Origin of the sequence: Anaerocolumna chitinilytica (genome assembly GCF_014218355.1) — a bacterium.
Classification (GTDB): Bacteria; Bacillota; Clostridia; order Lachnospirales; family Lachnospiraceae; genus Anaerocolumna; species Anaerocolumna chitinilytica.
Genome location: NZ_AP023368.1, coordinates 1500279 through 1515704, shown reverse-complemented (window position 1 = coordinate 1515704; position 15426 = coordinate 1500279). Strand labels below are relative to the sequence as shown.

Below are 15426 nucleotides of genomic sequence, written 5' to 3'. Positions count from 1 at the left end.
TCCTGGTTGTACTACAAGATTGCAAGAGGATTTCTTAGCTGCAAGCTTGTTTACAGTATATTTTTTAAAATTACGCATAATTGCAAATGCAACACATTTGCTTTTAATATACCTCTATTCTATTACCTTGTCAACGAATTAATACCTGATTATCCTCTGCTTATCGTAGATTTCCCTAGATTGATTCCTGCATATCCTGTACTATTCTTTATTGTGCTTGACATTTCATGACAGGTAAACTATGATTTTATTTAGTAAATCAGTAAAAACTTGAATTGATAAAAGGGAGAGGTGCATTGTGAACAACAATATACTAAAATCTGCCGATTTAAAACAGACAAAAAAAAGGAATTTGATTCTTTCTGTGTTGGAAGCTGCTCCAACCGCTCTTACGGTGGAGGAGATTGCAGAGATAGCGTCAAAAGATATAAAGATGAACTTATCTACCATCTACCGCGCTTTAAATGCACTGGTCGATAAGAATATTGTTATTAAGACTTTGTATCAGGATGGGAAGACTTACTTTGAAATCAACAATCACAAACACAGGCATTCCCTTATCTGTTCCATGTGCAATAAGAAAGTAAATATTGATATCTGCCCTCTTGAGCCCATTGAAGAGAATCTGGCTGAGAAAACCGGTTATACCATTACCGGTCATAACTTAGAGATCTATGGAATATGCCCGGATTGTATCAAACATTTACCTTCAGATGAGGATGAAAAGTAACAAAAACACTTAATACGGGAGGAGTACCAAAATGTTCTCTTCGAAACACAGGCTGTCTGTCCGCTGTATACTGGTATTTTTATTTTGTACAGCCCTTTTATTGATAGAATTGAATAACCCTGGTATCGACTCCGATTCTGCTTATGGACCAGTAACTTCTGCAGGTTCATTTTCCAACAATCTTTCCCGCAGCAAAAAGGCAGATGCAATAAATGAAGCAGCCGAGCCGTCGGGAGGAATCTCAGCTCAGGTTTCTGATGTCCTTACATCCTCTTCTTTGTACTTTAGGGTATTACCCTTAAAATATATCTTTTTAAAGACCGTCCTCTTATATATACCCCTTATACTATGGACTTTATTAACTGTCCTGTTACAAGGGGGCTATACTGCCAGGACGTATCTGATAGAATTCATACATAATTCGGATGGTGCGAAAGGAGAACCAGCAAGCATTTAAATGGCCTATTGAAAATTGAATAAGAAAAGGGGATAAACCTATGAAGCCAGGAAAGAAAATGCTTGCTGCTATCTTTATCACTATAGCAGTTTTTATTTATATTGCAGTTTTTGGAATCGGAAGCGCTGTCAAAGGTGTTTTTGACATGCGTTACGGTATTGATATCCGCGGAGGTGTGGAAGCTGTTTTTGAACCTCAGGGACTTAACCGGAAGCCTACCGCAAAGGAACTGGAGTCTGCCAGAGAGGTCATTGAAACCAGGCTGGACAACCAGAATATATCAGACCGTGAAGTAACGGTGGATAAAACTGCAGGTTATATTATTGTACAGTTTCCCTGGAAATCCGGGGAGACCAGCTTTAAACCCGAGGATGCCATTGCAGAACTGGGGGAAATGGCAGAACTCACCTTTCAGGATCCTAATGGAAAAGTACTGATTCAAGGAAAGGATGTGGAAAGTGCGACGCCGGAGACGAATGTTTCAGGTGTCACAAGAGAATTCTTAGTATCCTTAAAATTCAATTCCAAGGGAGCGAAGGAATTCGAGGATGCTACCGGTAAACTTATCGGACAGAGGATGAGCATTTACATGGATAAGAATCTTATCTCCAGCCCCACCGTAGAAACAAAGATATCAGGCGGCCAGGCTGTTATTACAAACCTTGCAAGTTATGATGAAGCAAAGGAGCTGGCCGCTAAGATTAATGCGGGAGCACTTCCCTTCTCACTGGAAACCACCAACTTTTTGACCATAAGTCCGACGCTTGGCAGCAATGCGTTGAATATTATGGTAGCTGCCGGAATTATTGCATTCTTTGTTGTATGCACCTTTATGATAATCATGTACAAATTACCCGGTATTGCTGCCTGTATTATATTGGTATTACAGATGTTACTGCAGATGCTTGCTATCTCTATTCCTCAGTACACACTGACACTGCCGGGCATTGCCGGAATTATACTTACCCTTGGTATGGCGGTGGATGCCAATATTATCATTTCGGAACGTATTTCGGATGAATTAAGAAAAGGAATGCCTGTCAGAGGAGCCATTGTATACGGCTATAAACATGCTTTCTCCTCTGTTTTGGATGGAAATGTTACAACCGCTATTGTTGCCGTCATCCTGATGATCTTTGGATCCGGTTCCATGTTAAGCTTTGGCTATACCCTCCTGATCGGCATGATTGTAAATATCTTAGTGGGCGTGACTCTGTCAAAGCACCTCCTGTTGTCCCTGGTCGAATATGACAAGTGGCGTGACCGGAAATGGTTCCGTATCAGAAAAGAGAAAAAGACAATTCCCTTTTACCAGAAAAAATATATATTTGCCATTATTTCAGGTGTAATTATACTCTCCGGTATCATTGGCTGCTTCGCAAAGGGTGTAAAATTAGATACTCAGTTTACCGGAGGTGCTGTTTTGACCTATTCCGTATCAGGAAGTGCCGATACCGGTAAAATCCAGGAGTCCATTCAAAAAGAAACCAACAGACCGGTTACGGTACAGATTAAGGAAGAAAATCTCACCGGCCTTAAGCGGTTATCCGTAACTCTTGCAGGAAACGCCGGAATGTCCCCGGATGACCAGAAAGCTATCACAAACGCCATTAATGGTACCTCCGATAAGCTTAATGCAAAACTGTCCCAAACTTTTGTTGTGGAACCCTATATAGGAGCAAAAGCACTTAAGAATGCAGGTCTTGCTATTGTTCTCTCCTCTGCCTTTATCTTGGTTTATGTATGGATAAGATTCTCCGCACTATCGGGTCTGCCTGCCGGAGTAACAGCATTGATTGCTTTAATACATGACGCCTTTGTGGTCTTTTTTGCCTTTGTACTATTTGGAATTCCACTAAATGATGCCTTTGTGGCAGTAGTTCTGACAGTAATCGGATATTCCATGAACGATACCATCGTAATTTATGACAGAATCCGTGAGAACCGTAAAAAATCTGTTAAAACATCAGTAGTGGAATTGGTTAATGAAAGCACGACACAGACCCTTGGCAGGTCTATCAATACCTCCTCTACTACCGGTATTTGTGTCCTTATCATATTGATTGCCTCATTGGTATTCCATATTGACTCAATCATGGAGTTCTCACTGCCTATGTTTTTTGGTATCGTTACCGGCTGCTACTCTTCCATCTGTGTAGCAGGCACTCTTTGGGCAATGTGGGAGAAACGAAAAGAAAAAGAAACAGATAACATCTCTGCTCCTTCGTTAGCCAAAAACAGGAAATAATTCGTATTAAACCATAATGATATGCTCTCTCTTAATAAACAAATTTTATCATTTGTTTAAGAGGGGGCATATCATTTTTAAGAACAATTTTTTCAATGCTTCTGCCGCTTTTATGGAATTAAGCGGATAAATTGGGGAAGACAATCTTAATATACCGCTCACTTCCATAAGCGGATTATATATTTTATGGAGTGAAATCGAAAGCAGTTATAATTGACAGAGAAATTTCACAAGCTTATAATACAAAGATGTGTAAAAACCTTAAAGGAGATTAAATAATGTCATTTTCTACCATTCTCTACCACGAAATCAGAAAAGTTTCAGATTTCGACCCTTCCCGCCCTTCTCCCATTGAGGTGGAACAGGACTATAACGATGCCCTTCCCTCTGTATTATTTGTAACCTTCGAGAGCTTTAAGGAGCAGATGAAATATCTTAAAGAGCAGGAATTTCATACCCTATCCTTAAAGGAAGTCAGGGATTATTATTACGAAGGTAAATCTCTTCCCGAAAAAAGTATCCTTATCACCTTTGACGACTGTTACCAGGCTTTAAAGTATTATGCTTACCCTATTCTTAAGGAATATGGTTTCCACGCTGCTGTCTTTACCGTAACGGGCTGGTTGAAGAAGGAACCGGAAGTATTTCAGACTGACAAGTCCCTTTGCCTTGCGGCAAAGGAACTGACTGCAATGGAGGATGTCTTTGAGTATGCAAACCACACCCACCATTTCCATACCAGAAGTGACCTTAAGACGAGCCGAATCATGACTGAGTCAGACGAGGCTTTTGCCGCTGACCTGGCAGTTTGCAGCAGTTACACATATATCTCTGCAAAGGATGCTTTTGCTTATCCATTTGGATTATTCGAAGAAAGGAATGTAAGCTTGCTTTACAGGGAAGACTTTAAGTTAGCCTTTACCTGCATTAACGGAAAGAATGATAAAACTACTCCTCCCCTTCTGCTAAAGCGCAACGTCATTCCCTATTCTGCCGATTTGGAGGCCTTTAAAGCTATAGCAGTAAACTAGATAAGGTAATAAACGATATAAACACTTCTACAAAACAAAAGTAAAATAAGAAACAGAAAGAGGTTCCTATGAAAATATTTAGAAGACAAGCTCTATTAACCATGCTCCTGTCAATACTTCTGACATCATCCCTATTACTGACCGCCTGCCAGAGTACCAAAAACGGGGATGAAAGCAAAAACGCAGCTCCTTCCGGTACCAATACCGATTCCACCGATACTAAAGCCACCGAAAAACCTTCAGAGAACACTGCGACTCCAACCCCTGAAGCTCTGGGTTCTCTGACCTTTGGTATCCTGCCGGCAGAATCTGCTATTCCGATAATTTTAGCAAAAGAAAAAGGGTTTTTTGAAGCAGAAGGTCTTTCTGTGACAATTCAATCCTTCTCTGCTCCTACTGACCGTAACGTAGCCGTTCAGGCAAAGGAATTAGATGGGGTTATCGGTGATGTTATGACAGAGGCTGCTTTTTATGAGAATGGCCTGAAGCTTAAGATTACTTCCGATATCAATGAGGACTTTAAGATTCTTTCCTCACCTGGTTCCGGTATTACTGATATGAAAGGTTTAAAAGGCAAAAAAGTCAGCCTTGTAAAAAACTTTATTCTGGAATATATTATGGATAAATTTGCAGAAGAAAATGATTTTACTTATGATATCGTTGAAATTCCTTCCTTCTCCGGCCGTTCCGAAGCACTTATGTCAAATCAGATAGACGGTGTGGTATTTACCGAACCCCAGGCAAGTATGCTGGTAGCACAGGGAGCTCATCTTCTTGGAAGTTCCAAGGAAGCCGGTATTAAAGGCGGTACTCTCTTATTTACAGAAGAAGCTATCTCTGAAAAACCTGATAGCATCAGAGCTTTCTATAGGGCTTACAACAAAGCAGTGGAATATATGAATACTACAAAATCTTCAGAATTTGTTTCCATCCTAACTAATTATCAGTTTCCGGAGGCAATCGGCACCTATCTCGATAATTTAAAGAAAGCCTATCAACCGGCAGGAGTCATTAAGCAGGAACAATTTGATGATATTATTAAATGGTCAAAAAATAAAGGACAGATTACAAAAGAATATACCTATGAGGATTTAACTGATTTTTCATTCCTTCCTCAATAACTCTGTTTATCAGACCAGGGTACAAAGGTTTTCTCCAGAAAGTCCAATAAGATAAAAAGCAGAATTCCAAGAAGTCCAAGTGCTAAGATTCCACAGAACATTTCTTTGTAATTCATCTTCGTCCAGGCACTAAGGATAAAGTAACCTATTCCATACTTTGTAGCATAGTTTTCTGCAAAGAATAAGGAAGCTAGGGATATACCAAGGCTAATACGAAGGCTTGAAAAGATATAAGGCAATATGGCAGGCATTATCAGATAACGCAGGGTATCAGAAAGCGTTGCCTGATAGCCTGCCATTGCTTTGTAATAAAGCTTTGGTATCTGATCAGCACCGTCTCTGATTGAAAGTATAATCTGAAACACAATAATCCATATAACAAGCAGAATCTTTGATAAATTCCCAAGACCGAACAGCAGCATAAATACCGGTAAAAATGCTACCTTTGGGATTGGGTAGATAAAATATACAAAAGGGGAAAATAGCTTTCTTAACCGGCTAGAAGTACTTAAGGCAATGCCTGCCGGTATCCCTAAACATAAAGATATCAGAATTGCAGCACCTACCCTTAACAGACTTCCGGCCAAATGATAACCAAGTTTTCCCCATACTTTAGGCAGGTATAAAAAAGTCAGATAAGGTGAGGGAATTGTATGGTTCTTTAAGGTAAGGTACAAAATTTCCCAGAGCAGTAAGAAACTAAGCAGTCCCCATAATAATTCCATGACTCTGCTTTTTCGTTGTTTTGACTTTTCTTTTTGCTGTTTTGATTTTTCTTTTTGCTGTTTTGACTTTTCTTGTCGTCGTTTATTACTGTTCTCATTTTTATTTTCGGACATTTTGTCTGCGGATTCTCTCATCATTACTGTATCCTCAATTCTTACCATCTCCAACTTATTTTATCGTAAGCTCTGGCATCTATCTCATAGTTTAAGATTCTAATTTCTATCTTCTTACTCCTGTCATCCAGTGTTAGTCTTCTAACTTCGTTTCTGTCCTTGGCATCAAAATACGCTGCTGCTTCATCTATCCCTTTTCCTCTAAGAGTTCTTTAAACCGGATACACTGTTCATAAAAGGCAAGACTCTTCCGGCCTTCCTTCCGATAGTAACAGGGATTATCAAGTTCATACAGGGAGCCTCCATTTTGTAATATTAGAATCTTTTCTCCTAACAGCAGAGCTTCCTCCATGTCATGAGTAACAAATAGAAGGGTGGCTCCCAGCTTTTCCTGTTGCTTTCGGATAAGCTCCTGGATACTTTCCTTGGTTATAGAATCAAGTGAAGAGGTAGGTTCATCCATTAATAACAGATCCGGCTGACCGATTAACCCTCTGGCAAGTGCTGTTCTTTGCCTTTCCCCGCCGCTTAATTGATCCGGATATTTATCTTTCAATTCCAGAAGTCCAAGCTCAGCTAACAGGCTGTCTACTTTTTCCGGTATATTAGGCTTCTTCGTAATGTCATTTTTGTTCGATAGCTTTAGAGCCATGGAAACTGCCTGTCCCACTGTCTGCCAGGGGAATAGGGCAAGTTCCTGAAACATGAATGATGTTTCTTTTCTGGTACCGATTATTTTCTTAGAATTTATCTGGATACTGCCTTCCCTTGGTTTCATGAACCCTGCAATCAGATTCAAAAGCGTACTTTTACCGGTTCCTGATTTTCCGATAAGGCTGTAGGAAGCCCCTTTATATAACAAAAGGTTAAGATTTTTAATTATCTGCTTTCCCTCATAATCAAAAGATACGTTTTTGACATCTACCAGAACTTTTTTACTATCCTCCATGATAAATCCTTTCCTTCACTTCTATGTTATAAAAAAAGTGTTCTATACTCATATACTGGACAGATAAATTCCGCCCTTTTTAATGGTAGCACCTTTTGCCCCTTGTATCATACAATAAAAAGACCCGAACATTTTCAGCAGAAGGAAGGTTAAACATGTCCGCATTCATTGTTTTTATGTTAAGTATACTGCATATCGCAGTACTCAATATTATCTTAAGCTTTGATAATATCAGCGTAATCGCCTATATTGCCGGCGGCCTTAATGAACATAACCGAAAGAAAGCCTATCTGTCAGGTTTCACCTTATCCCTTGTGTTCTCTATTCTCTTTACTTCCATTATCAGCATTATTATGGAAATCAAATGGCTTCCGATCCAACCCTTAGGCGGTTTGCTATTAATGAAAATCACATATGATATGCTAAAGACTCACCCCGGTGAACCGGAGCAGGAAGGAGGAGAATATAATGTAAATAATAGCATGAAGCTGTCACGAGCTATTGTAAAACTTACCGTTATCAGTCTCTCCCTAAGCTTTGATAACATACTGGCAATTGCCGGTGCCGCAGATGGAAATATTAAAGTTATTACATTGGGACTTCTTCTTAGTTTACCATTTCTATTAATCAGCTGCCGTTTCTTTATGAAACTAATGAAACGTTACCTTATTATCCTTTATCTCTGCGGTGCTGTATTAGTTCATACCTCTCTTGAAATGATATTTTCCTATCCGCCGCTTCTAAGTCTCCTTCCGGCACATCTTCATACCATCATTTCTTCCCTGGCAGCCATAGCTTTATTAATATTTGGCTTTTATCGATTAAAAAAAAATAAAAATAATGCCGTAGAAGATATCGTATAAAAAGTTTGAGAAGCTGCAAATACTAAACCTGTAACTTGTATATTTAATACAACTGACAGTTTTTTAACTACTGATTATCGAATATCCAATCTAAATTTGAATATTCAGGAAAGAGGTTGATATGGAAAAAAACTATACTGATGGTCCTGAAATTCCTTTAGGGCTTGGTATGGCTCTGGCGCAGAATATTAATGCCATGAATTATTTTGCTGCCCTGGATGATACCGGCAAACGACAGGTTATTGACGGTACCCACAGTGTCCGTTCCAAATCGGAAATGAAGCAATATGTATCCAATCTGGCAGAGGATAATAGTTTTCGCTAAGAAACTTCTATCAGTTGAAACTCAGAGTAAATTGGGATATACTTTTAAAGGATATCCCAATTTTACTGATATAGACTTCTGTATTTTTGAAAGATATCTTTTGATCATAGCGGATTATTATACGGTATTTTTTAAATATCAACCAATGATTTTTATTTACGAAAGGAGTTAACATGGTAGAAGTATCAAACCTATATCCGGAGGATAAAAAAGAACTCTATACTTTATTAAATTCACAACTAAAAGCGCTCCTGGACAACGAGCCTGATGTCATTCCCGGTCTTGCCAATGCCTCGGCTCTTTTGATGGGTGCCTTAAAGGATATTAACTGGTCCGGTTTTTATCTTATGAAACACGGTGAACTCTTACTGGGCCCTTTCCAGGGCAGGACGGCCTGTGTACATATTGCTGTTGGCAGAGGCGTCTGCGGAACAGCTGTTTTAAAGGATGAAGTCCAACTGGTTCCTGATGTTCATGAATTCCCCGGGCACATTGCCTGCGACAGTGCCTCTCGTTCTGAAATCGTAATTCCCATCCATGACGGCAAAGACATTGCCGGTGTACTGGATATTGACAGTCCTCTTCCCGATCGCTTTGATGAAACCGATAAAGAAGGACTTACGGAGTTTGTCACAATTTTGGAAGAATACCTGGAGTGGTAAAATATAATTCATGAAGTAAGCAAATCATTTCAATTTAAATGGAACAAATATTTATGTTGTATATATTTGTTCCATTTAAATATTGTTTTAAGTTTGTTTTAAATAAGGCTTTGAATAAATCAACTTCTTAATCTATCTTAACGATTTCTCCCTGTTTCTTATAGATGCACCCTGCAGGTACAAATCCTCTTACCATGGACAAAGGATATACATGGGCTCCTTTCCCGATGACAGTACCGGGATTTAATACACTGTTACAGCCTACTTCCACATTATCTCCTAACATAGCTCCCATTTTCTTTAAGCCAGTTGCAATTTTCCCCCCCTGATACCCTATTGTAACCAGAGTTTTATCGGATTTCACATTAGAGGTTATAGAACCTGCCCCCATATGTGCTTTGTAGCCTAATACTGAATCGCCCACATAATTGTAGTGAGGTACTTGAACTTTATTAAACAGAACGACATTTTTAAGTTCTGTTGAATTGCCGACTACCGCTCCTTCTCCTACGATGGCGCTTCCTCTGATAAAGGCACAATGCCTGATTTCCGCATCTTTCCCTATAATAGCCGGCCCTCCTATGAAAGCGGTGGGTGCTACTTTAGCGGATTTGGCAACCCAGATATCTTCTCCCCTTTTTTCATATTCCTCTTTATCCAGCTGCTCACCAAAGGAGCGAATAAAATCTCCGATGTTATGAAGCACTTCCCATGGATACTTAACCCCCTCAAACAGTTTAGCAGCTATGGTCTGGCTTAAATCAAAGTTATCTTTTATTCCAAGTTCCTCGTACATCTTGCTCTCCTTTCCAATCCTTATTCATTATAATAACTAATAGCTATTTTTTCTTATAAAAAGCTGAAATGCTGTCAAAATACTGTTTTAGATTATATTGGTTCTCCAATCCCTTTACTCCGTTTGTCATACGGCCCACAAAGCCTTCCAGTTTCCCCATATATTCCTCTTCCGTAATCTGACCTTCCGAAACCATCGTAAGTCCTTTTTCCCAGCTGGCAGTGAGTTCTGCATTCAACAGGGATTTAATCGATGAATTGACTACATCATATATCATTTCCCCTAAGATGCTTGGCGTTATTATCTGCGTTTTTTTATTTAACATCAGGTAATCAATCTTTACAAGTTTATTCAGAATTTCCGCCCTGGTAGCACTGGTTCCAATGCCACTGCCCTTAATCTGTGCTCTTAATTCTTCATCTTCTATCAACTGACCTGCATTTTCCATGGCAAGAATCATAGAACCGGAATTATACCTCTTTGGAGGAGCGGTTTCACCTTCCTTAATAGACATGGCCTTTACAGGAAGAAGCATACCTTTCTTTAAGTTCTTAACTACCTCTAAAAAGCTGCTGTCAACGCTCTCTTCTTCCTCCTCTTTGCCCTCTTTGTTCTGACTATTTGCTTCAATGGAAGCCTCTTTTCTCTTATCAAAGGAATTGGTAACGACCTTTAGATAACCTTCATCTAAGAGAACCCTAAAAGAAGTAAAGAAGCTTTCTGTTTTCTGCTTTGTAGTCAGGCTGATTTTCTGATAAACTGCAGGAGGGTAAAAAATACTTAAGAACCTTCTGGCAATTATCTCATAAACCTTAACGGCGGTAGGTGAAAGTGAACCAAGAGCTTGAAACCCTTGTCCTGTAGGGATAATCGCATAGTGATCCGTTATCTGCTTGTCATTTACATACCTGGTTTTTGCAATATTCTGATAACTCTTTTTGTCCATGACCTCTGAGGCATAGTCTCTAACTGTAACAAAATTCCTTAAGCCTCCGATATTCTTATGGATTTCCTTGGCTACTGCCGTGGATAACACTCTGGCATCGGTTCTAGGGTAAGTGACCAGTTTCTTTTCATAAAGCTCCTGGGTAATCTTAAGGGTTTCATCAGGGCTTATCTTAAAGATTCTGGAGCATTCGTTCTGGAGCTCTGCGAGATTAAATAATAAGGGGGGATTCTTATTTTCTTTTTTCTTTTCCAGATTTGTAATCTCTGCGAAAAGATTCTCCTCCGCCTTCATCATATCGCTGTATGAATTCTTTCCATTTTCCTGCTTTTCGATAAATACAGGTTCTCTGTCGATTAGTTCTTCAATCAGCTTCTCAGCACTAATTCGTTCACTGAAACCATTCTCCTTATATAATAAGGGAGAATTATAATATTTAGAACCTTCCACCGCCCTGAATTCCCCGTCAAAGGTTCTGCCGGAGGCTTCCAGGGTATTCAATACTCTATAAAAGGGAGTTTTCACAAAGTCCCTGATTTCTCTCTCTCTGCGTACTACCATTCCAAGAACGCAAGTCATAACCCTGCCCACGGAGATAGCAGCTCGTTTCTCTCCCTTAAGATAATTTGTGACACTCTGTCCATATTTTAAGGTAAGCACTCTGGAAAAATTAATTCCCATTAGATAATCTTCCTTTGCCCTTAAGTACGCAGCAGAAGCCAGATTATCATAGGCAGTTAAAGGCTTGGCCTCTCTGATGCCGCGAAGAATCTCTTCCTCGGTCTGAGAATCGATCCAGACCCTTCTTCTTGCTTTATTTCCCGGTACCTTTGCCATCTGGTCCACCAAACGGTATATGTATTCTCCTTCTCTTCCGGAGTCAGTGCAGACATAGATACAGCCCACATCCTCCCTATTAAGCAAGCCTTTTACTACTGCAAATTGCTTACTGACAGAAGGAATAACCTCATAACGGTATTCTTTTGGCATAAAGGGGATAGTTTCCAGGCTCCAGCGTTTGAGGGCTGCATCATAGGTTTCAGGATAGCTCATCGTTACAAGATGACCAACGCACCAGGTAACATAGGAGTTCTCTGACTCCATGTAGCCGTCTCTTTTCTTAAAGTCTTCCTTCAAGGCCTTGGCAAATTCCTGGGCAACACTGGGCTTTTCTGATATATATAAATTCTTAGACATGTATATTCCAACTTTCTATCGGGTTCAAACTCACCTACTTATCATAGCATATTTTTTACTTTATGAAAAGAAGGTCTTGCAACCCATGAATTTGTTGCACAGTAAGCAGTAAACCAATGGCTCTTCCGATAAATATAAACAAAAAAAGACTGCTACAAAATGAGGTGTTGAACTAAGGCCTTTACCGGCAGATTAACCGACAGCCTTAAACTACATTTTGTAACAGCCTTTTTATTAACTGGTAACCCTTTTATTTATTACTTAATGCATAGGCAGCGGCATCTTCTCCTCCTAAACGGCCCGAAGTAAAGGAATAGCCAATACCCACACCATTTCCCACATAAGTATCATTAAAGAGTACTCCCTCTGACTCCAGTCCAACCGCATAAAGGCCTTTGATTGGTGCTCTGTCGTCATTTAAAACTTTAAATTGAGTATTAACCAGAAGACCTCCCACAGAACCCAGATTGTTGACCTGGGCTACAATTGCATAAAAAGGTCCTTCTTCGCCCATGGGCAACAGGTATTTTTTTGCTTTGCCAAATTCCGTGTCCACACCTGTCTTGGTGGCTTTCGTATAATTCTCAAAAGCTTCCTTAAAGGTTTCAGCATCCATTCCTGCATTCTTAGCCAGCTCTTCAATGGTGTTACCTTTGTATCCGTCACCGTTGGCAACCATGGAGTCCATAACCTTTTCTACATCTTTCCAGGGATTATCAAGTGTGAACTGCTTCGCAAAATCCGCATAAAATTCCGGTGGCATTCCCGGCAGCGCAGGTGCATTGACTCCACTCATACCCTTCTTCGCCAGCAGTTCCAGCTGAGACTTCGAAACAATTACCATATGATAAGCTCCGTTGAAGGCACTGGTATTGGCAGCAGCCACTGCTGTCAGAGTAGCAGCTTCATCTCTGAATCTGGCTCCTGAAGGTCCTACATTCATAAAGTTCGGCAGATACGCTAACATAAGGGGATAACTTGCTTCAAAAGAAGAGTATTCCTTCTTTAAGTTCGCTGTTGCTTTTGCTAACGTCTGATGGAGCATCTGTCCGCCGATATTGTCCGGCACCTTTGCCCCCACAGCCCAGGCCATTTTAAGGCCCTCGCCCACATTCTGCCCAAGACCGCCGTTAATCCCTTCAAATCCAAACAGTTCTTTTACCATTTCTTTGTTTCCTGCATATCCTCCGGTCGCCATAACAACGCTTCTTGCAGTGATGTTTACCACAGTTCCATCAGCCTTTTGGGCACTAACGCCAATCACATCCCCTGAAGCATTGGTTAAGAGTTTTTTGCCTGTGGTTTCCGTAAGTACCTGACCGCCGCCCTTTACTACAGAAGCCTCCAGCATACTGCGCAGAATCTTCTGGCGTGTATCATAAGCAGGCAGCATATGAAGCTGTTCACCGCCAAAATTAATAAAGGTGGTTTGATAGCCTTTCTTAGCCAGCCAGTCATAGGTTTCTCCGGATTTTGTCACATACTGCCTAATAGCAGCGGCATCCACTCTCCAGTGGTTATTAACAATCCAGTCAGCGATTTCCTTCTCTACCTCAACCTTCAAACCGGAATCAAGGGCAGCGGAGGAATTATAGAATTTTCCTGCCCAGGATAAATTACTGGCACCACCGATTACGGCAGTTTTTTCTATAATAATAACCTTTGCGCCTTTGTCTGCTGCCGACACCGCCGCAGAAACACCGGAAGCTCCTGCTCCTATTACCACAACATCTGCGGTAAGCTCTTCTTTCTTACCCTCACCTTCTTTTGCTATTTCCTTATCCTTTAGCAATTCTACATTTCCTCCGGCCTGCTTTACCGCATCTTCAATTGCAGCCAGCACTCCATTACTGGATTCAGTAGCACCGGAGACAGCATCCACATCCAGACTCTGTCCCTTCAGCACCTTATCCTTAATACTGTTAATCGCCTCATCCCCCAGACCTTCTGTTTCTGTTTGATTTATAACCTTAATGTCTGTGATTTCTGTATCGTTAAAGGTTACCTCCACTTCAATCTGGCCGTCTTTCCCTTCCGCTTTCCCGGTATAGGTTCCTGTTTTATAGGAAACACCTTCAGAAGGTTTAACAGCTTCTGTTACTTTTGTATTATCTGTTTTATCCTTACCTTCATTCTTCTTGTCACTCTGGTCTTTTTTATTGCATCCGCTAAAAAGCAATAGCAATATGCAAACCATGAATAAAATAACATATTTCCTTTTTTTCATACTTTCTCTCCTTCATTTATGATATAGCGCCTTATTATGCACTCCTATCATAAACTCTGGTGTAACACCAATGTCAATAGTTTGTTATTTAACAAACTATTGAATATGTGATTTACACTGGTATGTTTACTTCCAGATAAGTATTCCGTTCTGCCACAGAGTTTTCCGACAAAACAATTTTACCAAATATATCACCTTTTATTTCATAGCCTGCAGCTTTCACATAGTCAAACATAAAGCTGATAGAATCACTGGTTATGTAATCACTGGAGCTTACAATGAGAGAAGATATACAGCTGACAGGCGGAAGGTATTCCATCCTCTCCAGGTTTTTTAACTTCAACTCTTTCGCCTCTTCTTCATATACTGCAAGTCCCCAGTTATAATTAAAATGTCTATTACCGCTTATTATTTCTCCTTTGGGAATCTGAAAGGAAAAGAAAACAAAGGGGAGAAACTTCATCCATTCCTCTACAATTACGGCAAGTGAAGCATCTTTTACAAGGCTGTTCTTTTCCGTTTGACTGATACGAAATACACCAGGAAGATTTCTAAGCCTGCATTGCTTCACTCTTTTGTCCAACTCACTATATTCTGTTGTTATATCAGTAAGTTTCTCAAGGAGCAGCATCTTCCTTCTTATCTCCTCATCAAGCTCTGCTCTTTTCCTTTGAACCTTACTAATTATATCTTCGGGTTCTGCCCTGCTGGTTAAATAAGCCGCTTCCTGCATTGAAAATTCAAGACTCCGATACCATCGGCTCATTAACATGTCTCTGGCATCAAAATCATCAAAGCACCGGTAACCGTTTCTCTTGTCTTTTGCCGGGTTTATGATTCCATACTTTTCATACAAGCGTAAGGTGTCAACAGTTACTCCTAACAATTCAGCAAATTCTCTTATGGAATATTTCATAAAAATCCCTCTTCTTCAAATCTTAAATAATCTTTATAAGTATACCTGCAACCTGCCTCCTTGTCCACTGCTGCAGATGCATTTAATATTTCAAATACATAATAAACAGTATTCCTGTC

Annotated in this window: 14 protein-coding genes; 8 read left to right on the top strand and 6 right to left on the bottom strand. The window is 40.1% G+C overall.

The genetic code is table 11. The annotated features are described in order from the left end of the window. Positions 1 to 298 precede the first annotated feature (298 nt). The 5 genes from bsdcttw_RS06560 to bsdcttw_RS06540 all read left to right on the top strand — a co-directional run bounded on the left by bsdcttw_RS06560 (position 299) and on the right by bsdcttw_RS06540 (position 5587). The gene (locus tag bsdcttw_RS06560; protein WP_185258584.1) at positions 299 to 730 is read left to right on the top strand and encodes a Fur family transcriptional regulator; all 432 of its coding nucleotides are present in this window, start codon (positions 299 to 301) and stop codon (positions 728 to 730) included. A gap of 31 nt (positions 731 to 761) precedes the next feature. Beyond that, positions 762 to 1187: a hypothetical protein gene (locus bsdcttw_RS06555; RefSeq protein WP_185258583.1), complete on the top strand. Its 426-nt coding sequence runs from the start codon at positions 762 to 764 to the stop codon at positions 1185 to 1187. A 40-nt stretch (positions 1188 to 1227) separates the two neighbouring features. After that, a complete protein-coding gene (gene secF / locus bsdcttw_RS06550; RefSeq protein ID WP_185258582.1) occupies positions 1228 to 3435 on the top strand; it encodes a protein translocase subunit SecF in 2208 nt (735 codons plus the stop codon). 278 nt (positions 3436 to 3713) lie between these two features. Then, positions 3714 to 4466, top strand: a complete 753-nt coding sequence (locus tag bsdcttw_RS06545; RefSeq protein WP_185258581.1) for a polysaccharide deacetylase family protein — start codon at positions 3714 to 3716, stop codon at positions 4464 to 4466. Between the two features lie 68 nt (positions 4467 to 4534). Continuing rightward, positions 4535 to 5587: an ABC transporter substrate-binding protein gene (locus bsdcttw_RS06540; protein WP_225903806.1), complete on the top strand. Its 1053-nt coding sequence runs from the start codon at positions 4535 to 4537 to the stop codon at positions 5585 to 5587. Here bsdcttw_RS06540 and bsdcttw_RS06535 read toward each other — a convergent pair. Both bsdcttw_RS06535 and bsdcttw_RS06530 read right to left on the bottom strand, forming a co-directional pair. Beyond that, the gene (locus bsdcttw_RS06535; protein WP_225903805.1) at positions 5581 to 6450 is read right to left on the bottom strand and encodes an ABC transporter permease; all 870 of its coding nucleotides are present in this window, start codon (positions 6448 to 6450) and stop codon (positions 5581 to 5583) included. The genes bsdcttw_RS06540 and bsdcttw_RS06535 overlap by 7 nt on opposite strands. A gap of 163 nt (positions 6451 to 6613) precedes the next feature. Beyond that, positions 6614 to 7375, bottom strand: coding sequence for an ABC transporter ATP-binding protein (locus bsdcttw_RS06530; protein WP_185258580.1), 762 nt, complete (start codon positions 7373 to 7375; stop codon positions 6614 to 6616). 155 nt (positions 7376 to 7530) lie between these two features. On the opposite strand from bsdcttw_RS06530, the gene bsdcttw_RS06525 reads away from it, so the two are divergent. The 3 genes from bsdcttw_RS06525 to bsdcttw_RS06515 all read left to right on the top strand — a co-directional run bounded on the left by bsdcttw_RS06525 (position 7531) and on the right by bsdcttw_RS06515 (position 9225). After that, positions 7531 to 8238: a TerC family protein gene (locus bsdcttw_RS06525; RefSeq protein WP_207726500.1), complete on the top strand. Its 708-nt coding sequence runs from the start codon at positions 7531 to 7533 to the stop codon at positions 8236 to 8238. Between the two features lie 121 nt (positions 8239 to 8359). Continuing rightward, positions 8360 to 8563 (top strand): hypothetical protein, encoded by a 204-nt coding sequence (locus bsdcttw_RS06520; protein WP_185258578.1) that lies wholly within the window; start codon positions 8360 to 8362, stop codon positions 8561 to 8563. 173 nt (positions 8564 to 8736) lie between these two features. Beyond that, positions 8737 to 9225 (top strand): GAF domain-containing protein, encoded by a 489-nt coding sequence (locus tag bsdcttw_RS06515; protein WP_185258577.1) that lies wholly within the window; start codon positions 8737 to 8739, stop codon positions 9223 to 9225. Between the two features lie 127 nt (positions 9226 to 9352). On the opposite strand, the gene bsdcttw_RS06510 is transcribed toward bsdcttw_RS06515, so the two are convergent. The 4 genes from bsdcttw_RS06510 to bsdcttw_RS06495 all read right to left on the bottom strand — a co-directional run bounded on the left by bsdcttw_RS06510 (position 9353) and on the right by bsdcttw_RS06495 (position 15307). Continuing rightward, entirely contained in the window at positions 9353 to 10021 is a 669-nt protein-coding gene (locus bsdcttw_RS06510) for an acyltransferase (protein WP_185258576.1), read from the bottom strand. A 43-nt stretch (positions 10022 to 10064) separates the two neighbouring features. Then, positions 10065 to 12164 (bottom strand): DNA topoisomerase, encoded by a 2100-nt coding sequence (locus tag bsdcttw_RS06505; protein ID WP_185258575.1) that lies wholly within the window; start codon positions 12162 to 12164, stop codon positions 10065 to 10067. Between the two features lie 250 nt (positions 12165 to 12414). Beyond that, positions 12415 to 14391: an FAD-dependent oxidoreductase gene (locus bsdcttw_RS06500; RefSeq protein WP_185258574.1), complete on the bottom strand. Its 1977-nt coding sequence runs from the start codon at positions 14389 to 14391 to the stop codon at positions 12415 to 12417. Between the two features lie 112 nt (positions 14392 to 14503). Beyond that, positions 14504 to 15307, bottom strand: coding sequence for a MerR family transcriptional regulator (locus bsdcttw_RS06495; RefSeq protein WP_185258573.1), 804 nt, complete (start codon positions 15305 to 15307; stop codon positions 14504 to 14506). Positions 15308 to 15426 lie beyond the last annotated feature (119 nt).